This window comes from Mesorhizobium sp. M0518 (assembly GCF_040321125.1).
GTDB lineage: Bacteria > Pseudomonadota > Alphaproteobacteria > Rhizobiales > Rhizobiaceae > Mesorhizobium.
This window is the reverse complement of record NZ_JAMYQY010000012.1, coordinates 108,742-130,880: the sequence shown is the minus strand read 5'-3', so window position 1 is coordinate 130,880 and position 22,139 is coordinate 108,742. Positions and strand designations below refer to the sequence as shown.

Here is a 22,139-nt window from a genome sequence, read left to right as displayed (position 1 = left end):
AACGCTCAAGTCCACTAGCCGTGCAGGAGGAGACACTCTATATGCTGTTGCAACAGTGATTATAACGACAAGCGTTGAATGTCAAGCCAGCAGCCGGTCCAACAAACGATCCGCTGCTTTCGGTATGACCGTGCCCGGCGGGAAGATCTCGGCAGCTCCCGCCTGCCGCACCGCGTCATAGTCTTGCGGCGGGATGACGCCGCCGGCGACGATCAGCATGTCGCCGCGGCCGAGCTTTTTCAGCGCGTCACGTAGTTCGGGGATCAGCGTCAGATGTCCCGCCGCCAGCGACGAGGCGCCGACGATGTGGACGTCCTGTGCGACCGCCAGCCTGGCGATCTCATCCGGTGTCTGGAACATCGCGCCGACGGTGACGTCGAAGCCGAGATCGGCGAAGGCCGTGGCGATGACCTTCTGGCCACGGTCGTGGCCGTCCTGACCCATCTTGGCGACCAGGATGCGCGGCTTGCCGCCGGTCTTCTTCTCGAAGGCGTCAAGCTTGTCCTGCAGACCCTCGACCACGGGATGATCGCCAAGCGCCTTGCGATAGACCCCGGAAATGGTCTGCACCGTGGCGACGTGGCGCCCAAACGCCCTTTCCAACGCGAATGAAATCTCGCCGACCGTGGCATTGGCGCGCGCGGCTCGGATGGCGAATTCCAGCAGGTTTTCATTGCCTTGCGCGGCACGGGTCAGCGCATCGAGCGCGCTTTCGACGGCGGCGACGTCGCGCGTGCCCTTCAGCCGTTGCAGCTTCGACAATTGCCGCGCCCTGACTTCGGCATTGTCGATCTTCAGCACGTCGACCTCGATGTCGGACTCGGGCCGATGGGCATTGACGCCGACCAGCATCTGCTCACCGGAATCGATGCGCGCCTGCGTGCGTGCGGCGGCTTCCTCGATGCGCAGCTTGGGTATGCCCTGTTCGGTCGCAGCGGCCATGCCGCCGAGCGCCTCGACCTCCTCGATATGGGCAAGGGCGCGCGCCGCCAGATCATGCGTCAGCCGTTCGAGATAGGCCGAACCGCCCCACGGGTCGATGATGCGCGTGGTGCCGGATTCCTTTTGCAGGATGAGCTGCGTGTTGCGGGCGATCCGCGCCGAATGGTCGGTCGGCAGCGCCATCGCCTCGTCGAAGGAATTGGTGTGCAGCGACTGGGTATGGCCCTGCGTTGCAGCCATCGCCTCGATCATGGTGCGGATGATGTTGTTGTAGGGATCCTGCGCCGTCAGCGACCAGCCAGAAGTCTGGCAATGGGTGCGCAGCGACAGCGAGCGCTCGTCCCTGGGCGAAAAATTCTTCTGCATCAGGGTCGCCCACAACAGGCGCGCAGCCCGCAGCTTGGCGACTTCCATGAAGAAATTCATGCCGATGGCCCAGAAGAAGGACAGGCGAGGCGCAAAGCGGTCGATGTCGAGGCCCGCCGCGACGCCGGCGCGGGCATACTCGATGCCATCGGCGATCGTGTAGGCGAGCTCAAGGTCGGCCGTCGCGCCGGCCTCCTGCATGTGATAGCCGGAGATCGATATCGAATTGAACTTCGGCATGTTCTTCGATGTGTATGAGAAGATGTCCGACACGATCCGCATCGAAGGTTTCGGCGGATAGATGTAGGTGTTGCGGACCATGAATTCCTTCAAAATGTCGTTCTGAATGGTCCCGGCGAGATCCTTCTGCGCAACGCCTTGTTCTTCCGCAGCGACGATGTAAAGCGCCATGATCGGCAGCACCGCGCCGTTCATCGTCATCGATACCGTCATCTCGTCGAGCGGAATGCCGTCGAAGAGCTGCCGCATGTCGAGGATGGAATCGATGGCGACGCCCGCCATGCCGACATCGCCGGCAACGCGCGGATGATCGCTGTCATAGCCGCGATGCGTGGCGAGATCGAAGGCGACCGACAACCCTTTCTGGCCGGCGGCAAGGTTGCGTCGGTAAAAAGCGTTGGAATCTTCGGCCGTCGAGAAACCGGCATATTGCCGGATCGTCCAGGGCTGCTGGACATACATGGTCGGGTAGGGGCCGCGCACGAAGGGCGGCAGGCCGGGATAGGTGTCGAGATGCGGCAGCCCCTTGAGATCGCTTTGATTGTACAGATGCTTGGCAATGAGCCCTTCCGGCGTGGTCCGCTGGCCTTTGACCTCGACAGGCGTGCGGCGTGGCGGGATCCAGCCGATCTGGCCGAAGTCCGGGATCAAGAGCCGGCTCCGATCGATTGGTCGATGCGGACTGGAAACAGCGGCTCGCAGACGGCAACGCCTTCGGTGAAGGCCGGTCGCCGTTCCGCCGCCAGCGTCTCGACCGGGCGTTCGTCTTTTGATGGATAGAGCGTGGTGCCGATGATGGCCCGTTCACCTGTGCGGTAGGCTGCATTGCGCTGCTCCGCCGCTGCGTGGACGCGCTTCTGGATGTGTCCGTCCTGAAGGCTGGACAGGACACCGCCCTCGGCTTCGATCGTCTGCAATTCCGCCCAGGCCAGCTCGCACAATTCCATGGTCAGCGCCTCGACAGCGCCGGAACCATAGGCGGGATCGGCGACATGATCGATATGGCTTTCATTGGCCATGATCAGCTGCGTGTTGCGGGCAACACGACGTGCAAAACCCGCCGGCAGACCATGCGCGATCGTGTGCGGCAGGATGGAGATCGAATCGGCGCCGCCGCACGCCGCAGCAAAGCATGCAATGGTGGTGCGCAGGATGTTGGTCTCCGGGTCCATCGCCGTCATCATGCGAAACGACGTCTCGGCATGGATACTGGCCGTGGATGTCGGGATCGAACAAGCCTCCTGCACCCGCGCCCAGAGCCTGCGCAGCGCCCGCATCTTGGCTATCGACAGCAACTGGTCCTGGTCGACGCTGAGTGCAAAACCGATATGAGGTGCGGCATAGACAAGCGGCTGCCGCGCCGTCTCGAACATTCTGAGGTAGGAGACAGCCGAAGCCAGCATGATGCCAAGCTCCTGCGCTTCCGTGGCGCCGGCATTGTGGAACACGCGCCCGTCAGCTTCCAGCAGCACGCCCGGAACGCCCATCGCGAAGAAATGCGCCAGCGACTGCGGCATGGAGGCCTGCAGCGCCTCGATCGACATGCGCAGCCGACCGGTTCCCGCGAAGATCGCCGCTGGATCGATGCCGAAGGAGAGGTTGAGCTTTGCCGGGTCCGACCGCCGCTTGCTCAGGAAAGCGACCAGCCAGTCGGCCACGGCGCGGCTCCAGGGATGGGCGTCGATGCGAACCTGGATGCGGTTGAGCGGTATGCCGTCCAGCACCGCCTCCAACGCCTCCGCCGTTCTCGGCAAGCCGTATCCGAACGCGTTCGGCGCCCCCTCGAAGACCAGCGACAATCCCGTGGCACCCTGTGCCACATCCTCCAGCGCTTGGCTTCTGGCGCGGTTGGTGTCGGGATCGTCGATTCGCTGGCTGACGATCCATGGCGATTTCGGGTTTGCGCACACGATCGGTTCCGCCGCGGTGCTGCGGTCGTAGAGCGGTTCGATACGGATGTTGTCGTCGCTGTGCGAGACCAGCCTTTCCTCGAAGGAAGCGCCTGCCAAAGCCTTTTCCGCCAAGGCGAGCCATCGCTGGCGCTCGATGTTTTCGGGTTCCACGTCCTGGATCAAGGCTCCGGCGCCCATCCGTCCTCCTCGTTTCATGCGGCCGCACCGGCCGGGAGTGGTTCAGTCTACGGTCCCCGGTCCGATATCGCAATGCAATGCGCTTTCAGAGACCGGATTCGATCCATCAGATATAGGTCAGTCCGCGAGGACGACGATTGCCAAACAGCGGCAAAATCCGCAAGCTCCAAAAACCCGACTTGAAAGAATGGGGTGATTTGGACGAATGGCCCGGATTTGGACGAATGGCCCCGATTTGGACGAATGGCATTGTCGCTGTCCAATGGCCTCACTATACCTGCGGCAAGGCCCCTGGCTTTAGACACATCAGTTTGCGGAGACCGTGCATATGGCTGACGACAGCAGTATTTTCATCGGCGCCAGCCGCAAGCCCGACGACAGCTATCAGCGTGCCGAGCAGCTGTTGCTGCAATATGGGAATCGTCATGGCCTGGTGACGGGCGCCACCGGTACCGGCAAGACAGTCACCTTGCAGATCCTGGCCGAAGGATTTTCCAACGCCGGCGTGCCTGTGTTCTGCGCCGACATCAAGGGGGATCTGTCGGGCATCGCGATGATGGGCACGGCACAGGATTTCCTCGTCAAGCGGGCCGAACAGGTCAAGCTCGATCCTTATGACTTCCAGGAATTCCCCGTCATCTTCTGGGACTTGTTCGGCGAACAGGGTCATCCGATCCGCGCCACGGTCTCGGAAATGGGGCCGTTGTTGCTATCGCGCCTGATGAACCTGACCGAGGCGCAGGAAGGCATCATGAACATCGCCTTCCGCCTGGCTGACGAGGAAGGCCTGCTGCTGCTCGACATGAAGGATCTGCAGGCGCTCTTGGCCAACATCGCCGAGCGCGCCGACGAGATCGGCTCACGCTACGGCAATGTGACGAAGCCATCGGTCGGGGCTATCCAGCGCACGCTGCTGGTCCTGGAGCAGCAGGGCGCGGCGAACTTCTTCGGCGAACCGGCACTGCGTATCGCCGATTTCATGCGCACCACCCGCGACGGACGCGGGGCCATCAGCGTGCTTGCCGCCGACAAGCTGATGATGAATCCGCGGCTCTACGCGACCTTCCTGCTATGGCTGATGTCGGAACTGTTCGAGGTGCTGCCGGAAGTCGGCGACCCCGACAAGCCGAAGCTGGTGTTCTTTTTCGACGAGGCGCATCTTCTGTTCGACGAAGCACCCAAGGTGCTGATCGATCGCGTCGAACAAGTGGTCCGACTGATCCGCTCGAAAGGCGTCGGCGTCTATTTCGTCACGCAGAACCCTTTGGATATCCCTGAAAAAGTCCTGGCCCAGCTCGGCAATCGCGTCCAGCACGCGCTGCGCGCCTATACGCCGCGTGAGCAGCAGGCAGTCCGGACGGCAGCCGAGACGTTTCGGCCAAATCCCGATTTTGACTGCATGACCGCCATTACCCAGCTTGCCACAGGCGAAGCGCTGGTCTCGACGCTGGAGGCCAAGGGTGTTCCGTCCATGGTGCAGCGGACGCTTATCCGCCCGCCATCCTCGCGGCTTGGACCCATAACTGCCGCTGAGCGGCAAAAGCTGATCCAGGAAAGCCCGGTCGCCGGCCAGTACGATCAGGCCGTCGACCGCGAATCGGCTTTCGAAATGCTGCAAAAAAAGGCCAAGGACGCGCAGGATGCCGAAGAGCAGGCCCAGCAGGCCGGCAGCGGCGGCTCGCGCTGGACCATTCCGGGCTTCGGCAATGACGATCCCGCGCCGCAATCGGGTGGCAGGCGCACATCTGCACCGCGCCCGTCCAACCGCCAGACGGTGGCCGAGGCGGCGATCAAGTCGGTGGTGCGCTCGGTCGGCTCGTCGGTCGGAAGGGCAATCGTGCGCGGGATATTGGGCAGTCTTTCCAGGGGGCGGTGAGCTTCGGATCTGAGGCAGAGGCATCCGCTTTGGCGAAATGCCCGTGGCTTGAAGCCGCATCGGATAGGCGGCATTGAGCCGGTTTTGGCGGACAGACGTTGGTTGGCCGGTTCGAGGAGGGCCCGAACCGACCTTTTCTGCGTCAGGTCGCTTCGAGCACCATGTTGAGTGGGGTCTGGGCAGCCCGCCGGACACGAGAGAACCCACCCGACCGGATCACTTCCGTCAGCCGGTTCTCTCCTGCTTGAGCTCCGAGCGCGAGGCCCGTCTCCTGTGCCAGTGATGTGGGAACGCAGATCATCGTCGAGGCCGAGTAGTACAGCCGTCCGACCGGATTGATATTTTCCTCCAGAGTATCTCCCGCCATGGGTTCGACGATCATCCAGGTGCCGCCCTCTTTTAGCGATTTGCGAATATGCACCGCCGCGGCCTTTGGGTCGCCCATATCGTGCAGGCAGTCGAAGCAGGTGATCAGATCGAAGCCACGCCCGCCAAAATCTTGCGCCCGGCCGACCTCGAAATTCAGGTTCGTCAGTCCGTACGACCGGGCATGCGCGGTCGCGGCGGCAATCGAGGCCGGATGGAAGTCGTAACCTATGAAGCGGGAGGCGGGGAAGGCCTGCGCCATTAGGATCGTCGACAGACCGTGCCCACACCCAACGTCGGCCACCGATGCCCCTGCCTTCAACGTGGCGACGACACCGTCAAGCGCCGGCAGCCAGTCCTTCACCAGGGCATTGACATAACCCGGCCGAAACAGACGTGACACGGCGCAAAACAGACACCCTGCCTGATCGCCCCAGGCAACGCCTCGCCCGGTCCTGAAAGCCGATTCCACTTTTGGCTGGTTCTCGACCATAGCAGCCGCGGTGTCGAAACCGCCAATCAGATGGACCGGGCTGTCGGGTTCGGCAAATACGAATGACTGCTCGGGCGTCAGCGAAAACCGTCCATGTTCATAGTGCACGTAGCCGGACGCCGCCTGCGCCGACAGCCATTCGCGAACGTAGCGACGCGCGCATCCTGCAGCATCGGCAAGTTCGTTGGCCTTCGCAGGGCCGATTTCCTTGAGCGTTTTGTAGAGACCCAGCGCATCTCCGATCCGAACCAACGGCACGCTGACCGCACCACCAAGGTCGCCCAGAACGCGGCCTACCAATTCATTGAGCCTGGTTTCATTGAGTTGCGTCATGTCGGGTTCCTCCTGATCTTCGGACGACGGCTTGTCGCTCCGCCGATTCCGAGGATGAGACCCCCTCTGATGATGGGCATGATGCAGCAGTCCCGTGGGGGAAGTGAAAGCGAATGCAAATAGGGACAGAAGTCCCTTATTTGTGGTCTGCGAGGAACTCAATCGGGCTGGGGCGCTCGCTCTCTGTCGGACAGCGTCATCACGATTGCCTGCGATCGGCTGTGGACGCCGAGCTTGCTGAAAATCATCGACAGTTGATTGCGCACGGTCTTCACGCTCTTGCTCAAGCGCTGCGCGATCGCGCGGTTGTCCAGCCCCTGTTTGACCAGATCCAGAAGCGCCGCCTCGGCAGGTGTCAGGCCGGCCTCTCGGATTGCGCGCGGCTGCCTGGGCCGCTCATGTCCGAGGAAGGCATCGAGTTCATCCTGGAACACCTTCCAGGCTGGCTCGGTCGGCAGGAGAACATGATTCTTGCTTTCAAGCGGCAGGAAGCGCGCTCCAGGGATCGCTGCGGCAAGCTTGCAGCCTTCATCGAACGGCACGCGCATGTCCCCGCGGCTGTGCGCGATCAACGTCGGGACGCGGAGTTTCACCGCGAGGTCGAGGACGTCGATCCCCTGCATCTGCCAGAGCAGGCGGGCGGCTACGTCGGCGCTTGCCGTCACGCGCTCAAGATCGCCCCACCAGCGGTGCTGTTCTTGTGTCCCGTTGGGAATGAAAAGATTGGTGAAGAACTGGCAGAACGCAGGATTTTCGCGTCCCCAGCCAATGCGCACGAAATTGACGAGTGTTTCGGCTTCCAAACGCTCGGCCTCGGTCTGCGCTCGAACTCTCGCACCCTGGCCGTAGGCATTCAGCAGCACCAGATGCGACACCCGCTCAGGATGCCGCAGCGCATAGGCGATGCTGAGAGCGCCGCCTTGCGAAAGACCGAGCAGAACGAAACTTGGCTGCTCGATGGTCGCCGTCACGGCGTCCAGGTCTGCGTGCCACGCTTCGATCGAGAGGTCGGCGACATGGCGATCCGACAGACCGCAACCGCGTGGATCGTAGCGCACAAACTGGTTGTGGGCCGAAAGGGCCTGGAGCCATGGCCGCCAAACCGGGCTTTCGAGATCATAATCGACATGGCTCAGCCAGTGCGCCGCCCGAACGATCACCTTGCCTTCCCCGCATGATGCGACAGCGATGCGGGTACCGTCCTCGGACGTGCAGAACCGTATGCTCTGGCTGAGTTTCATCACCACAGAATATCGCAGTGGGCCGCCACGCGACAGACCGGTCTCCGCCGATGCAGAATCGGTTCCGTTTCAGAGAGACAATCCGGTGAAGGAGCGTCGTAACCGCCGCCCCTTCGCCTGCTCAGAAGATCGAATTGGTAATCGCCTTGACCGGTCCAAGTAGCACCGAACCGTCCGGCACGCCGGCGTCGATCGGGATCGCCTGTCGGTTGGCCGTCGCCACCATGGGTTGGCTGGCGTCGCTGGTCACGACGACCGGCGTCTTCGAGGGCACGCGATCATAGAGGTCGATAATGTCCTGGTTCATCAGACGCACGCAGCCTGACGATACCGACTTGCCGATCGACCGCCATTCAGGCGAGCCGTGCAGACGATAGAGCGTGTCGACATTGCCCTGGAACAGATAGAGCGCGCGTGCGCCGAGCGGGTTCTTCAGGCCGCCGGGCATGCCGCCATTGTCGGCGCTGTAGGGCTTCAATTCCGGCTGGCGGGCTATCATTTCGTCCGGCGGCGTCCACTTTGGCCATTTCTGCTTCCACTGAACGACGGCGTCGCCGGACCATTCGAAACCGGCGCGGCCAAGGCCGACGCCGTAGCGTATCGCCTGACCGCCTGGACGAACCAGATAAAGGAAGTGGCCGGTGGTATCGACGACTATGGTTCCCGGCTTCTGTCCCGTCGGGTCGGGAACGATCTGACGCAGGAACTGCGGATCGATCTTGTCGACGGGGATGGCCGGCAAATCGAAGCCGCCGTCGCTGACTGCCGCGTACATCGTCACATAATCGGTCAGGGGCGGTTCGACATAGGCTGGCGGCGGCGGCTCGACCGGGCCCGGCCCGGTAGTGGCGCATGCGGAAACCGCGATCGAAGCGGCGCCCAGGGCTGCGGCGTTGAGAAAGCCGCGACGGCTCAGGCGAAAAGATTCGATTTCGGTTATGGACATGGTTGCCTTCTTTAAGTCTCAAATCGCAACAAAGCGTGAATTCGCCGACAGTTCCGCGGGGTGCCTGACAACACCTGGGCCGATAGGCGGTTCCGATTCTGGCCCGAACGTGGGCAAACAAAGGCGAAGCTGTGACCGAGCCGCTACTGTGGCGCCAGAGACACAGGTCTCCTAGCTGCCGGGCACAAGGGCTTCGAGCGACGGCAGGATAAGGGCCGGTGGGAAATCCTGGTATTCTTCGGGCTGGTTGGAACGGTTGATCCACACCGTGCGAAAGCCGAATTTGGTGGCGCCTGCAATATCCCAGCGGTTGGAGGACTGGAAGGAAACCGCGCCGGGGTAGAGGCGCCAGCCGGTGGCGACCATATCGTAGACAGCCGGATCGGTCTTGAAGCGCCGCACCCTGTCGACGGAATAGATGTCATCCAGAACCTGGTCGAGCGCGGCGGATTTGACCGCTGCCTGCAGCATTTCGGGCGAACCGTTTGACAGAATCGCCAGCCTCGCTCCCGAAGCCTTGAGCGCCTTGAGCACGGCCGGCACTTCCGGATAGCAATCCAGCCGCCAGTAGGCATCCAGCAATATCGCCTTGAGACCGGGGTCGGCCGAGGGAACCTTGCGCAAGGCGAAATCGAGCGCCTGTTCGGTCAGTTGCCAGAAATCGGCATAGGCGCCCATCAGCGTGCGCACCCAGGAATATTCGAGCTGCTTGGCGCGCCAGATCTCGGACAACAATTGGCCGTCCGGCCCGATCCGGTCTGCATGACGGCGCACGGCGGCATGCACGTCGAACAGCGTGCCATAGGCGTCGAAGACATAGGCGGCGTATTGCATGACAACAGTTTTGAGGGCAGGTGCGACAAGGTGCAAGCTTTGATTGCATTGCGCCCCGGCACTGGCCTCAACAAAACTCCATGATGCCGGTTGACGGCGCCCGCCAAAGCATCTTCCAATGGCCGTCACACGAGACCGATTGAGGCGGGACGACACGATGACACTGGCGGCTGCGGCGCAATCCGCGACATGGACTTTCGTCGATGGTGATTGGCACGAGGGCAACGTCGCCATTCTGGGGCCGCGCAGCCACGCCATGTGGCTCGGCACTAGCGTGTTCGACGGTGGCCGCTGGTTCGAAGGCGTGGCGCCGGATCTCGACCTCCATGCCGCCAGGGTGAATTCCTCGGCGATCGCGCTCGGCCTGAAGCCGAACATGAGCGCCGACAAGATCGTCGGGCTGACATGGGATGGGTTGAAGAAGTTCGACGGCAAGACGGCGGTCTATATCAGGCCGATGTACTGGGCCGAGCATGGCGGCTATATGGGCGTGCCGGCCGATCCCGCCTCGACCCGCTTCTGCCTTTGCCTCTATGAATCACCGATGATTCCGGCGACTGGCTTTTCGGTGACCGTGTCGCCGTTCCGGCGTCCGACCATCGAAACCATGCCGACCAACGCCAAGGCCGGCTGCCTTTACCCCAACAACGGTCGGGCCATTCTCGAAGCCAAGATGCGCGGCTTCGACAACGCAATGGTGCTCGACATGCTGGGCAACGTCGCCGAGACCGGAACCTCGAACATCTTCCTGGTCAAGGACGGTCACGTCTTTACGCCTGCGCCGAACGGCACCTTCCTGTCCGGCATCACCCGCTCGCGCACGATAACGCTGCTCGGCGAATATGGCTTCAGGACCACGGAAAAGACGCTGTCGGTGCGAGATTTCCTCGAAGCGGACGAAATTTTTTCGACCGGGAACCATTCCAAGGTGGTGCCGGTCACGCGTATCGAGGATCGCAATCTGCAACCCGGGCCGGTGGCCAAAAAGGCGCGCGAACTCTATTGGGCTTGGGCGCATTCGACTTCCCCTGCTTGAGCGGATAAAAAGGCGACCGACGCTTCATCCGGAGTTGTCCCAATCCATTCCAGACCTATCTTACTCCGGTATCGACACCGGATTTTTCCACGAGGGAGTACTATCCATGGCCTTTGAATTGCCCGCTCTGCCTTACGACTATGAGGCCTTGCAGCCTTACATGTCGAAAGAGACGCTGGAATATCACCACGACAAGCACCACAAGGCGTATGTCGATAACGGAAACAAGCTCGCCGCCGAGGCCGGCTTGGGTGATCTGTCGGTCGAAGAGGTGGTCAAGCAGTCGTTCGGCAAGAATGCCGGCCTCTTCAACAATGCTGCCCAGCACTACAACCATATCCATTTCTGGAAGTGGATGAAGAAAGGCGGCGGCGGCAACAAGCTGCCGGGCGCCTTGCAGAAGGCAGTCGATAGCGATCTTGGTGGCTATGACAAGTTCAAGGCCGACTTCATTGCCGCCGGCACGACTCAGTTCGGTTCCGGCTGGGCCTGGGTCTCGGTCAAGGATGGCAAGCTGGCGATCTCGAAGACGCCGAACGGCGAGAACCCGCTCGTTCATGGCGCGTCGCCGATCCTTGGCGTCGATGTCTGGGAGCACTCCTATTACATCGACTATCGCAACGCCCGGCCGAAATATCTCGAGGCGTTCGTCGATAGCCTGATCAACTGGGACCATGTCCTCGAATTGTACGAAAAGGCCTGATGCATGTTGCCCAAAAGTGCGCAGCGGTTTTGGGATAACGACATGCACGAAAACAAAGACTCAAACCGCGTCGTTCGAGTCCGCTTGAACACAGCGCGTTTGATGTCCTGATCGATCGTAGAGAAGCCCCGCGCGATGAACTGCTCCCCCGAAGGTTGATGCCCAACTTTCGGGGGGCAGTTCATCGAGCGGGGCTTTTCTTTTTCTGCGTCGAGATTCCCGTAACAACAAAGGTCTGGCAAAAATCATCAGGGGGAAGGGAATTTTCCCCCTGATGCATCCGTTAACGTCCTGTCCCGAAATGCCTTCATCATGGAGCCAATTGAATGAGAAAGCTTGTTATCGCCATCTCTATGCTCGCACTCGCGGCCTCGGCGGCTTTTGCCGACCCGATCCTCGATCGGCAGGCACTGATGAAGGAACGCGGAAAGATCGTCGGCGGCCTGTCGAAAGTGGTCAAGGGCGAGGAACCCTTTGATGCGGCGGCTGTGTTGACGCAACTTCAGGCGCTGCAGGCGAATGCCGACAAATTCGATGCCGATGCGCTGTTCCCGGCCGGCAGCGACACCGGCGACACCACGGCCTCGCCGAAGATCTGGGAAGACATGGCTGGCTTCAAGGCAGCGGAGGACAAATATCTCGCCGACGTCAAGGCTGCGGTCGCTGCGGCTCCCGCCGATGCCGACGCGCTGAAGGCGCAAGTCGGCGCTATCGGCTCCGATTGCGGCACCTGCCATCAAGGCTACAGAATCAAGAAGGGCTGATCACCAGCCATGGCGTGGCTGAAAAAACTTGTCGGCGCCGTCGTCATTCTGGGCGGCGTCGGCGCGGTTGCCGGGTGGGTCCTGTCGGCGCCGGTGAGGCTCGACAGGGAAACTCTGGCCAAGCTCGGTCCTGGCGACGCTGCCAAGGGCAAGCGCATCTTTTATGCCGGCGGTTGCACATCCTGCCATGCAAAGCCGGGCTCACAGGGCGACACGCGGCTTCAGCTCGTTGGGGGCCTCGAACTCAAGACGCCCTTCGGAACCTTCGTGCCGCCCAACATTTCGCAAGATCCCAAGGACGGTATCGGCGCATGGTCTGTCGAGGACCTCGCCAATGCCATGCTGAAGGGCGTGTCGCCTTCTGGTGAGCATTTTTATCCGGCGTTTCCCTATGCATCCTACGCGCGCATGAATCCGGCCGACATTGGCGATCTCTATGCCTTCTTGAAGACGTTGCCGGCCGTCGCCGGCAAGGCGCCGGGCAATTCGCTCGATTTCCCCTTCGATATCCGCCGCGGCATCGGCCTGTGGAAATTGCTCTACCTCAGCGACCAGCCGGTTGTTGCCTTCCCCGAAGGCACGCCTGATCCGGTGATATCAGGCCGCTACCTGGTCGAAGGGCCAGGCCATTGCGGCGAATGCCACACGCCGCGCGATCTTGCGGGCGGCACGAAGAAGAACGAATGGCTGGCGGGCGCCGTGGCCGCGGAAGGCAGTGGCGTCGTGCCGAACATCACATCAGGCGAGGGCGGTCTCGCCGAATGGTCGGAGGCAGATATCGCCAACTATCTCGAAACCGGCTTCACGCCCGATTTCGATTCGGTCGGCGGCGCCATGGTCGACGTCCAGCGGAACATGGCCGAACTGACGCCGCAGGACCGTGCGGCCATCGCCGCCTATCTGAAGGCGATCCCGGCGCATCCAAACGGCTATCCGGCCCGCAAGAAGACGGCGAACTAGACCGGGTCTGCGGATAACAGGTGGCGGTCGCCGAGAAAATCGAAGCCCGTTTCGAAGAAATGGTTGTAGTTGCAGGTCAGCTCTTCGCCAGGCGCGATGTCGCGCAGCGCAAAGCTCTCCTCGGGTGAGGAGACGTCGCAGTTCGGCTCGTCGGCATGGTTCATATAGCGCGCGTCGTCGGCTTCGAAGACGATGTAGTTCGGATCGCGGCGGTCGGGATAGGAGTAGCGATCGAGATAGCTCTTCACCGGGCCGGCCACGCGCTCATAAGTCTCGACCTCGATGAGCCGATCGAACCTTGGGTCCAGCTTCCAGATCAGAGTGCCGCGAGGAATGTGGTTCTTGGCAAAGACGCCGATTCCCTGGATAGGCGATTTGTCGAGATAGACGTCGACGAGCAGCATAATGGACCTTTACGCGATTGGAGGCTGTCAGGCCGGGAAAAGCCGCGCACTGGGTAGCGCGCGGTCACCGCAATTGCGAGTGAAAATGAGCAACGGGAACTTCAAAAAGTCCTGATCACCCAGCCCTCCGGAAAGGGCGCGTCGATCATCGTCTGGAGTCAGCGTTGCTGCAGCGCCAGACGGACGCCCAAAGCGCAGTAGATGCCGCCGACAACTTTGCCCTGCCATCGTAACACTGACGGATTTCGGCGCAGGAGCGTGCCGAGCCGGCCAGCGCTCACGGCAAAGACGACCGTGCTGAAAAGGCCCAGTACGACGAAGATGACCCCCAACGCGGCCATCTGAAGCATCACCGTTCCGTTTTCAGGCCGCACGAACTGAGGCAGGAAGGCGAGGAAGAACAGAGCGGTTTTGGGGTTGAGCACTTCGGTCAGGACAGCCTGTCGAAACGCCTTGCCGGCAGAGATCGCAAGCGCGCCGGCAGCCGGATTGGCCGGTGTTTTCTCCATGATCGCGCGAATGCCGAGATAGATCAGGTAGGCCGCGCCGATGTACTTTATGACGATGAACAGCGTCGCCGACGCGGCGATGACCGCCGATATGCCGATCATCGCCATGACGGTGTGAAAGACATCGCCGGCAGCGATCCCGGCGCCCGTCGCGATGCCGACCTTGGTTCCGGAACTCGTTGCCCGGGCGATCGTCAGCAGGGTGGCGGGGCCTGGAATGAAGACGAAGCCGAAAACGACCGCGATGTAAGCGATCAGAGTGGTGAGGTCGATCATTTGTTGGTTGCTCCCGTAGGCTGCGCCTTGCCCATCACTTTCAGCGCGAAGGAATAGGTGTAGGCGATCTCTTCCAGCCGCGAAAACCGGCCGGAAGCGCCGGCATGGCCCGAATCCATGTTGATCTTGAACAGAACCGGATTGTCCCCGCTCTTGCGATCACGCAGGCGGGCCACCCATTTGGCCGGTTCCCAGTAGGTGACGCGCGGATCGGTGAGACCGGCCAGCGCCAGGATCGGCGGATAGTCGTGATCAGCGACATTGTCATAGGGCGAGTAGGCGGCAATGGTCCGGTAGTCGTCGGCGGACGCGATCGGATTGCCCCATTCGGGCCATTCCGGCGGCGTCAGCGGCAGGGTCGCATCGAGCATGGTGGTGAGCACATCGACGAAGGGAACCTCGGCGACAATGCCGCCAAAACAATCCGGCGCCATGTTGGCGACGGCACCCATCAGCATGCCGCCGGCCGAACCGCCCTGCGCGACGATACGGTCATGCGCCGTGTAACGCTCCGTGACCAGATGGCGCGCGACGGCGATGAAATCGGTGAACGTGTTCATCTTGTTCTCCCGCTTGCCCTCATCGTACCAGCCATAGCCCTTGTCCTTGCCGCCGCGAACGTGAGCGATGGCGAAGACGAAGCCACGGTCGACCAGCGAGAACCAGTTGGTGTTGAAGGCGGCCGGCACGGTGATGCCATAGGAGCCGTAGCCATAAAGCAGGCAAGGTGCGGATCCATCCAGCGGCGTGTCGCGATGATGCAAAAGCGAGATCGGCACCAGTTCGCCGTCGCTGGCCGGCGCCATCAGGCGCCGCGTGACATAGTGGTCCGCATCATGGCCGGACGGCACTTCCTGGGTCTTCAGCAGCACCCGCTCGCGGGTGCGCATATTGTAGTCGAACACCTGCGCCGGCGTCGTCATCGACGAGTAGGAAAAGCGCATGATCTCGGTGTCGTACTCATAAGAACCCGACAGTCCGAGCGAGAAGGCCTCCTCGTCGAGGGACAGAAGATGCTCCTCGCCGCTGATCCGGTCGCGCACGACGATGCGCGGCAGGCCTTCCTTGCGTTCGAGCCGGACCATGTGGTCCCTGAAGCCGATCACCGACAGGATCAGCCGACCGGGCTCATGCGGCACCAGTTCCTGCCAGTTGGCGCGCACGGGATCGCCCGCCGGTGCCGTCATGATCTTGAAGTCCTTGGCGCCGTCGGCATTGGTCAGGATGAAGAAGATATCGCCGCCTTCTTCCAACTCGTACTGAAGGCCAATCTCGCGCGGCGACACCAGTTTCGGCTCGGCAAACGGATCGTCGGCGCGCATCAGGCGGTATTCCGAGGTCTCGTGATCGTTGATGCCGATCATGATCCACTCGTTGTTGCGGGTGCCGTCGACATTCATGAAGAAGCCGGGATCGGTTTCCTCATAGATCAGCCGGTCGCTTTGCGGGCTGTCGCCAAGCGCATGGAACAGCACCTTCGACGGGCGGTGGTTGGGATCGAGACGTGTATAGAAGAAGCCGTCATTGCCGGCGTTCCAGACACCTGAACCGCCGGTGTCGGGGATCTGGTCCTCAAGCTCCCTGCCGTCGGCAAGGTCACGCACGCGAAGCGTGTAGAATTCGGAGCCCTTGTCGTCGAATGCCCAAAGCAGCCTTGCGTGGTCGGCCGAATGGTCGACACCACCAAGACGGAAATAGGCCTTGCCCGCGGCCTCTGCGTCGCCATCGAGCAGGATATGCTCGGCACCGCCGTCGCGTGGCATACGGAAATAGCGCGGCTGCTCGCCACCAAGCTTGAAGGACGAGCCATAGGCATAGGGTCCGTCCTTCATCGGCACGGAAGAATCGTCTTCCTTGATACGGCCCTTCATCTCCTTGAAAAGCTGCTTCTGCAGTTCGGCCGTGTCGGCCATCAGCTTCGACTGGTACGCGTTCTCCGCCTCGAGTTCTGCGCGGATTCCCGCATCGAGCAATGACGGGTCGCGGAACATCTCCTGCCAATTGCCGGCCCGCAGCCAGGCATAGTCGTCGGTTCGCGTGATGCCGTGATGCGTGTCGGAAACCGGCCGCTTCTCGGGCGTAGGCGGGCTGACGATCGGAAATATGGATGTCTTGGTCATTGCGTCTCGCTTTGCCAGTATCTTGAATGGGCCAGTATCTTGAATAGGCCAGTATCTTGAATGGACCATCTCAAATGGAGAAAGATCTTGAACGGCGAATGAACACGCCACTCAGGGCAGGTTCAAGAGCCACAGCGTATGGGTTGTGTCGGCTCCAGGAGATGAGCCGGGAGGAGAGATGATGACTATTTGGTCTCGGACTGCTGCGGCTTTCGCCGTTGCTTCACTAACTCTGGCCTTTGCCGGCCAGTCTCATGCGACCGTATTCGCGGCTTGGCAAGTGGCCAATGTGCCGTTCGGCGATACGCTCAACGTACGCAAATACCCTTCGGGCACATCCCAGAAGCAGGCGGGATATCCGAACGGGACCGTTCTGCAGATGACCGGGCGATGCACCGGCGGAATAAACCTGCTCGACATCGCCAACCAGCCGGCATGGAAGCAGGAACAGAAGATTCGCTATCGCTGGTGCGAAGTCTGGCATGATCCGGCCCAGAACGGCAATTTCATCACCGGCTGGGCCTATGGCAAATACATCACCCCGCATTGATTGACGCGGCAGCAATCAGCCGATCGGTTGGATGACAGGCATGCATGATGCTTGCGTATGACCACGGCAACCTACGGTTTTGTGGATAAATGTGAACAACCAATATTGCTCGGGCGATAGCCAAGCAAGATCAAACATTAAAACCCGTGTCGTGAGTTGCCACGAATGTAACGGCGATCTGACGTTACGTCAGCCGCCGCCGGCGGAGCGCGAAATATCGATAAATTACACAATGCACGAAAGATTGAAGCTGATCGTGGAATAATTGATCAATATCGTTCAATATAGCGTAAGGGCCGAATTGACTTACTTGGTCTGCGCGCTCATTGATGTGCCCGCGACACGAATCGTAGAAACTCTACCTGCACAAAATTCGTGCGATGCCCTGCTTGTAAAAAAGGGCGCAGATCGATGTAACTCTTGTTGGGGCCCGAAGACCATGGATATTGTCGAAACACCTTCCAGAAACAGCGATGCGCTGATCGAATTGACCGCCGATGTGGTGGCCGCCTATGTCAGCAACAATCCCGTGCCGGTCGGCGAATTGCCGAACCTGATATCCGATGTCCATGCTGCGCTCGGGCGTGTGGGCGGAACCGCCGAACAGCCGCCTGCCGACAAGCAGAAGCCGGCGGTCAACCCGAAGCGGTCGGTTCATGACGACTACATCGTTTGCCTTGAAGACGGCAAGAAGTTCAAGTCGCTGAAGCGTCATTTGATGACCCACTATGACCTGACACCGGATCAGTATCGCGAAAAGTGGAACCTTGACCCGACCTATCCGATGGTTGCACCCAACTATGCGGCTGCCCGGTCACAGCTTGCCAAGAAGATGGGCCTCGGCCGCAAGCGCAAAGCGCGGTAATCGCTGCCAGAGCAATTCCAGGAAAAATGTGAAACGGTTTTCCCGGGAAAGCGCATAGAGCTTTCCCTTGGGAATTGCGTTAAAATAAGCCAGATCGGATCGACATCAACGGCGCCTTCGGGCGCCGTTTGATTTTTGCGCGCCGCGACGCGCGGATCGGGTATGGAGGTGTCAGGCGGTCTGCTTGAGCGCTGCCTCGGCGTCGCGCTTGATGCGCTTGACCATCGAGCGAAGGCCGTTGGCGCGCTGCGGCGACAGATGTTCGTCGAGGCCGAGTTCTTTCAATGTCGCTTCCGCATCGGTCTGCTGGATTTCGCTGGCGGTCCTGCCGGAAAACAGCGCCAGCATGATCGCAACCAGTCCACGCACGATGTGAGCGTCCGAATCGCCGGTGAAGGTGACGATCGGGTCGGTCCCGGCTCCGCGTTCGGTGGTCAGCCAGACCTGGCTCACGCATCCCGGCACCTTGTTGGCGGTGCTGCGCTGCTCGTCGGGAAATGGCGGCAGCGCCTCGCCGAGTTCGATGACATAGCGATAGCGGTCTTCCCATTCCTCGAGGAACGAAAAATCGTCGCGGATCGTCTGGATCGTGGTGGTCATGGCCCGGATATAGTCACGCGGCGGCGCCGCGTCACGGAAAAACAAGGACACCGCGGGCGTCGAGAGGGCAGACAGCCCGCGGTGCGCCGTCGAAACGGCTTAATTCTGAGGCGGCAGGTTGACGGTCTCGGGCAAGACGATTTCTTCGGGCAGGCTGCCGGTCATCGTGGATGTGTCGGGGCTGGCGGCGGACTTGTCGTCCATTATCGCTGCCGCGATCTTGGCGGTCTCCTTGGCGCGGGCGGTGATGGTGTGCATTGCCGACTTGCCGGTCTCGCAGACATCGGGCTTGCGTTCGCAAATGCCGGCGATATCGCCAACCGCTTCGCGTGCCGCAAACAAGGCCTGGATCGGCCCGACGCTTTCGCGGCCCGATTCATCGGGGCCGACAGTCAGCGGCAGCGCCAGCAGCACCAGCGAAAACCAGAAAGCCATTCTTATGAGGAAGACCATGCCCTTGCCCTCTCGTCGTGACCGGATCATGCATCCATATGGCATGACCTCTTTTGTAGGCAGGATCTTGGCACACAGGCGCAAAGGACGGCTTGCAGGCAAAGAGAGAATTTTCCTCAAATTTTAGGCAAATTCGAGACGAAGCGTTCTGCAATCGTTTTGTCTCAATTGCCAGTGATTTTCCTTAACAACAAATAACCATATATCCCCATGATTTTCCTGTATTTTTCTTGGAATGTGGAAGTCCGAGTGCCGTGTGCGTCTGTCCGATAGGTGCCGTCGCCGGATAACTCTCCGTTTACTATGGCTGCATTTGCCCGTGCTTTCGGCGGCCGGCATCCCGATATTTGCCGCAGGCCAGGGCCTTGGTCGGCCCTGCCTTATCCATTCCTTAAACGCTGGATGCGAGTTTCAAAGCCAACCAGAACCATCTGCAAAGCAGAGCTGTCCACGACAAGTGCGAGTGCGTTGAGTTGAGTTCAATCAAGGCCAGATACGTTGAATTGCCTGGCGCGATTTCTGCCGGTTGCGAACGTATGGTCCATCCGTCCATCCTTGGGCGGAGCGACCGCGAGCGCCAGCGCCGTTTCATCGGCGTCATGCTCGCCGCTCCTTTCTTTGCCGCCGGCGCCGCGGTCACGCTGGTCACTTCAGGCATGGGCGTTGCCGTCACCATGGCCGCCATCTTCGCCGCCTTTGGCCTGTGCTGGTTCGTCGCCTTGCTGGTGGCGGCGACCGGCAAGATGGCGATGGCGAGTCGGGTCGCCCTGGTGCTGGCCGGCATTTCGCTCGGCAGTCTCATTGCCGCCGCGGGCGGGTTGGGTTCGCCTGTCGCCATGCTTGTCTTGGCGCTGCCTTTCGAAGCCTGGTGGATCGGCGGCTCGCGACGTGCAGCACTGTGGGGAGCCGTGTCGGCCGCTGTCGCCATCCTGGCTCAGCCTTTGGCTGGAACCGTATTTCCTTTCGCAGGAGCGCAGATCGCGGCGTGGCACTGGCTGGTGCCGTTGGTGTGGGCGCTGACACTGATGCCGCGTGCATCGGCGTTTCAAAACACCGCCGACGCGGCTGTGGTCGACACTGCCGACCGGCTCGAAGACATCATCGATGCGGTGGTCTTGCGCGTTGCCCGTCATGGCGAGGTACTGGACGCGTCGCCAAAGGCCCGCACGCTTTTGAAACTGCCGCCCGAACTGCTGTCCGGAAACGGCCTCTTCGATCGCGTCCATCTGTCGGATCGCGTTTCCTATCTCAGCGCGATGGCCGACATGCGCGACGGTGCGCTGTCGCGCCGGCTCGAATTGCGCATCCGGCTGCCTCAGAACGGCAATAGCCTGACGGCCGACAATTACCGGCCGTTCTCGCTTGATCTGGTGCGTGGTGAGGAACAGGGTGACGTCTTTACGCTCGTCCTGCGCGAGAATGACGAGATCAGCCGGTTGCGCGAGGATCTCGCGGCGGCCAATGAGGCGGCCGCATCCGCCGAAGTGGCGAAGGGGCGCTTCCTGGCGGTGGTCAGCCACGAACTGCGCACGCCGTTGAATGCCATCATCGGCTTCTCGGATATGCTGCTGCACGAGATGTTCGGCGCCTTCAAGGATCCGCGCCAGAAGGAATATGTCGGCTTGGTACGGGATTCGGGCCAGCATCTGCTCGCCGTCGTAACCTCGATACTCGACGTGTCCAGGATTGAATCGGGCGTTTACGCGACCGAACCCGAGCCGTTCCGGTTCGCGGAAGCGGTCGACATGTGCCAGTCGATGATGCAACTGCAGGCGCAGGCCAAGAACATCGATCTGCGGGCGCAGATCGCGCCGGACGCCGGCGACATCAATGCCGATCAGCGCGCCGTGCAGCAGATGCTCATCAACCTGGTCTCCAACGCGATCAAGTTCACCCCCGACGGCGGCGACGTCGTCGTCGGTGCCAAGCGGATCGGTTCGCGCCTGCATTTCTGGGTCAGGGACACCGGCATCGGCATCGCCGAGGAGGATTTCGCCAATCTCGGCAAGCCCTTCATGCAGATCCAGAACGACTATACCCGCCGTTTCGAGGGGACTGGTCTTGGCCTTTCACTTGTCAAGGGTCTGGTGGCGCTCCACGAAGGCACGATGTCCATCGAAAGCATGCCGGGCGAGGGCACCACGGTGACCATCAGCCTGCCGGTGAACGGACCGAAGGGACATCAGGCGGAGAAGGCCGGCGTGCTGACCATGCCTGTAGCGATGGCGAAAGGGGACAGAAATGGCTCGCTCCGCAAAACAGGCTAAGGCGGTCAAGCGCCGCAGCAACGCCTTTCAGGACGGCGCTGTCGCCGTCGGCGGCATGATCTCGCGCAACCCTGTCCTGGTGGGCGGCTCGACGGCATTCCTGGTGACGCTGTTCTACGTCTCCGCAAATGCCTTGTGGTACCAGCCTTTCCCGCATGCCGGCGCATTCTTCGCGACCCGCAGCATTGCGGGTTTTCCGCACGCGGCGCCCGACGAGCCGGAAACGACGTTCAACATCGTGCGGCCATCCGGCGCGCCGGCACCGATCAAGGGCGATCCGGTTGTCGAGCAGGTGCAAGGCATATTGAAGGATCTCGATTTCTATTCGGGAACGGTCGACGGCATTTCCGGACCCAACACCCGCAAGGCTATCCAGGACTATCAGCAGAAGGTTGGGCTCAACACGTCCGGCGAGATCGACGCGCTTCTGCTCGATCAACTGGGCGCGACGCCGAAAACCGCTTCCGTGGTACCCAGGCCGCAGCCGCGTCCGGATACGCCGGCCGCCGTTCCGGTGTCTTTGCAGACAGGTTCGGGACAGACAAATTCCGGACAGGCGAATGCCGCGACGCAAGCGCCCGATGCCCGCATCGTCAAGATCCAGGCCGGGCTCAAGGCGTTCGGCAATGACGACATGCAGCTGGATGGTGTCGTCGGCGCGCGCACCAAGGCAGCGATCAAGGAATTCCAGTCGCTGTTCGGGCTGCCGCAGACCGGCGAGCCCGATGAGATCGTCTACGTCAAGATGCGCGAGATCGGCCTGACCAACTGACGGCTGAACGACGGCTCGCCCAGCGGCGGAAATATCGACAAAGCAATTCCAGGAAAAGTGTGAAACGGTTTTCCGTCCGGAATCGCGTCAAACAAGGGCTAAAGTAGTTTGCCGTTTCCTTGAAACGGCAAAC

General features: G+C 61.2%; 20 protein-coding genes. 9 read left to right on the top strand and 11 right to left on the bottom strand.

Going from position 1 to position 22,139, the window contains the following annotated elements; all coding sequences use genetic code 11:
* Positions 1–81: 81 nt before the first annotated feature.
* Together scpA and NKI66_RS18880 are read right to left on the bottom strand one after the other, a co-directional pair.
* Complete coding sequence (scpA, locus tag NKI66_RS18885; RefSeq protein WP_352721827.1) at positions 82–2,199, bottom strand: methylmalonyl-CoA mutase; 2,118 nt, start codon at positions 2,197–2,199, stop codon at positions 82–84.
* Complete coding sequence (locus NKI66_RS18880) at positions 2,196–3,638, bottom strand: methylmalonyl-CoA mutase subunit beta (protein ID WP_352721829.1); 1,443 nt, start codon at positions 3,636–3,638, stop codon at positions 2,196–2,198. The genes scpA and NKI66_RS18880 overlap by 4 nt, the downstream gene beginning before the upstream one ends.
* 328 nt (positions 3,639–3,966) lie before the next feature.
* Here NKI66_RS18880 and NKI66_RS18875 point away from each other — a divergent pair, with 328 nt between their 5' ends.
* Positions 3,967–5,514, top strand: coding sequence for a helicase HerA-like C-terminal domain-containing protein (locus tag NKI66_RS18875; RefSeq protein ID WP_352752527.1), 1,548 nt, complete (start codon positions 3,967–3,969; stop codon positions 5,512–5,514).
* Between the two features lie 142 nt (positions 5,515–5,656).
* Here the strand turns inward: NKI66_RS18875 and NKI66_RS18870 are convergent, their stop codons facing one another.
* From NKI66_RS18870 to NKI66_RS18855, 4 genes are all read right to left on the bottom strand, one after another.
* Positions 5,657–6,706 carry a class I SAM-dependent methyltransferase gene (locus NKI66_RS18870; protein ID WP_023812776.1) on the bottom strand — a complete coding sequence of 350 codons (1,050 nt, stop codon included), beginning with the start codon at positions 6,704–6,706 and terminating at the stop codon, positions 5,657–5,659.
* Positions 6,707–6,864: 158 nt separating this feature from the next.
* Positions 6,865–7,947 carry an alpha/beta fold hydrolase gene (locus tag NKI66_RS18865; protein WP_352441365.1) on the bottom strand — a complete coding sequence of 361 codons (1,083 nt, stop codon included), beginning with the start codon at positions 7,945–7,947 and terminating at the stop codon, positions 6,865–6,867.
* A 121-nt stretch (positions 7,948–8,068) separates the two neighbouring features.
* Positions 8,069–8,893 carry a L,D-transpeptidase gene (locus tag NKI66_RS18860; RefSeq protein WP_023812778.1) on the bottom strand — a complete coding sequence of 275 codons (825 nt, stop codon included), beginning with the start codon at positions 8,891–8,893 and terminating at the stop codon, positions 8,069–8,071.
* Positions 8,894–9,064: 171 nt separating this feature from the next.
* Positions 9,065–9,727 (bottom strand): haloacid dehalogenase type II, encoded by a 663-nt coding sequence (locus NKI66_RS18855; RefSeq protein ID WP_023812779.1) that lies wholly within the window; start codon positions 9,725–9,727, stop codon positions 9,065–9,067.
* 157 nt (positions 9,728–9,884) lie between these two features.
* On the opposite strand from NKI66_RS18855, the gene NKI66_RS18850 reads away from it, so the two are divergent.
* The 4 genes from NKI66_RS18850 to NKI66_RS18835 all read left to right on the top strand — a co-directional run bounded on the left by NKI66_RS18850 (position 9,885) and on the right by NKI66_RS18835 (position 13,190).
* Positions 9,885–10,763 (top strand): branched-chain amino acid aminotransferase, encoded by an 879-nt coding sequence (locus tag NKI66_RS18850; RefSeq protein ID WP_023812780.1) that lies wholly within the window; start codon positions 9,885–9,887, stop codon positions 10,761–10,763.
* 106 nt (positions 10,764–10,869) lie between these two features.
* On the top strand, positions 10,870–11,466 hold the full coding sequence (locus NKI66_RS18845; protein ID WP_023812781.1) for a superoxide dismutase: 597 nt from the start codon (positions 10,870–10,872) through the stop codon (positions 11,464–11,466).
* A 326-nt stretch (positions 11,467–11,792) separates the two neighbouring features.
* Complete coding sequence (locus tag NKI66_RS18840) at positions 11,793–12,230, top strand: c-type cytochrome (RefSeq protein ID WP_023812782.1); 438 nt, start codon at positions 11,793–11,795, stop codon at positions 12,228–12,230.
* Between the two features lie 9 nt (positions 12,231–12,239).
* Entirely contained in the window at positions 12,240–13,190 is a 951-nt protein-coding gene (locus NKI66_RS18835) for a cytochrome c (protein ID WP_023812783.1), read from the top strand.
* Here the strand turns inward: NKI66_RS18835 and NKI66_RS18830 are convergent.
* The 3 genes from NKI66_RS18830 to NKI66_RS18820 form a co-directional block, all read right to left on the bottom strand.
* Positions 13,187–13,594 carry an SET domain-containing protein gene (locus NKI66_RS18830; RefSeq protein ID WP_023812784.1) on the bottom strand — a complete coding sequence of 136 codons (408 nt, stop codon included), beginning with the start codon at positions 13,592–13,594 and terminating at the stop codon, positions 13,187–13,189. The two genes, NKI66_RS18835 and NKI66_RS18830, sit on opposite strands and share 4 nt — an antisense overlap.
* Before the next feature lie 158 nt (positions 13,595–13,752).
* Positions 13,753–14,379 carry a LysE family translocator gene (locus NKI66_RS18825; RefSeq protein ID WP_023812785.1) on the bottom strand — a complete coding sequence of 209 codons (627 nt, stop codon included), beginning with the start codon at positions 14,377–14,379 and terminating at the stop codon, positions 13,753–13,755.
* Positions 14,376–16,499: a S9 family peptidase gene (locus NKI66_RS18820; protein WP_352721833.1), complete on the bottom strand. Its 2,124-nt coding sequence runs from the start codon at positions 16,497–16,499 to the stop codon at positions 14,376–14,378. The genes NKI66_RS18825 and NKI66_RS18820 overlap by 4 nt, the downstream gene beginning before the upstream one ends.
* A gap of 181 nt (positions 16,500–16,680) precedes the next feature.
* On the opposite strand from NKI66_RS18820, the gene NKI66_RS18815 reads away from it, so the two are divergent.
* Together NKI66_RS18815 and NKI66_RS18810 are read left to right on the top strand one after the other, a co-directional pair.
* Positions 16,681–17,049, top strand: a complete 369-nt coding sequence (locus NKI66_RS18815) for an SH3 domain-containing protein (protein WP_023812787.1) — start codon at positions 16,681–16,683, stop codon at positions 17,047–17,049.
* A gap of 439 nt (positions 17,050–17,488) precedes the next feature.
* Positions 17,489–17,914 (top strand): Ros/MucR family transcriptional regulator, encoded by a 426-nt coding sequence (locus NKI66_RS18810; protein ID WP_013532660.1) that lies wholly within the window; start codon positions 17,489–17,491, stop codon positions 17,912–17,914.
* A 171-nt stretch (positions 17,915–18,085) separates the two neighbouring features.
* On the opposite strand, the gene NKI66_RS18805 is transcribed toward NKI66_RS18810, so the two are convergent.
* Together NKI66_RS18805 and NKI66_RS18800 are read right to left on the bottom strand one after the other, a co-directional pair.
* Complete coding sequence (locus tag NKI66_RS18805; RefSeq protein ID WP_023812788.1) at positions 18,086–18,514, bottom strand: SufE family protein; 429 nt, start codon at positions 18,512–18,514, stop codon at positions 18,086–18,088.
* A gap of 99 nt (positions 18,515–18,613) precedes the next feature.
* On the bottom strand, positions 18,614–18,967 hold the full coding sequence (locus tag NKI66_RS18800; protein ID WP_023812789.1) for a DUF5330 domain-containing protein: 354 nt from the start codon (positions 18,965–18,967) through the stop codon (positions 18,614–18,616).
* A gap of 536 nt (positions 18,968–19,503) precedes the next feature.
* Here NKI66_RS18800 and NKI66_RS18795 point away from each other — a divergent pair.
* Complete coding sequence (locus NKI66_RS18795) at positions 19,504–21,234, top strand: ATP-binding protein (RefSeq protein ID WP_023812790.1); 1,731 nt, start codon at positions 19,504–19,506, stop codon at positions 21,232–21,234.
* Positions 21,209–22,006, top strand: coding sequence for a peptidoglycan-binding domain-containing protein (locus NKI66_RS18790; protein WP_023812791.1), 798 nt, complete (start codon positions 21,209–21,211; stop codon positions 22,004–22,006). The genes NKI66_RS18795 and NKI66_RS18790 overlap by 26 nt, the downstream gene beginning before the upstream one ends.
* Positions 22,007–22,139: the final 133 nt, after the last annotated feature.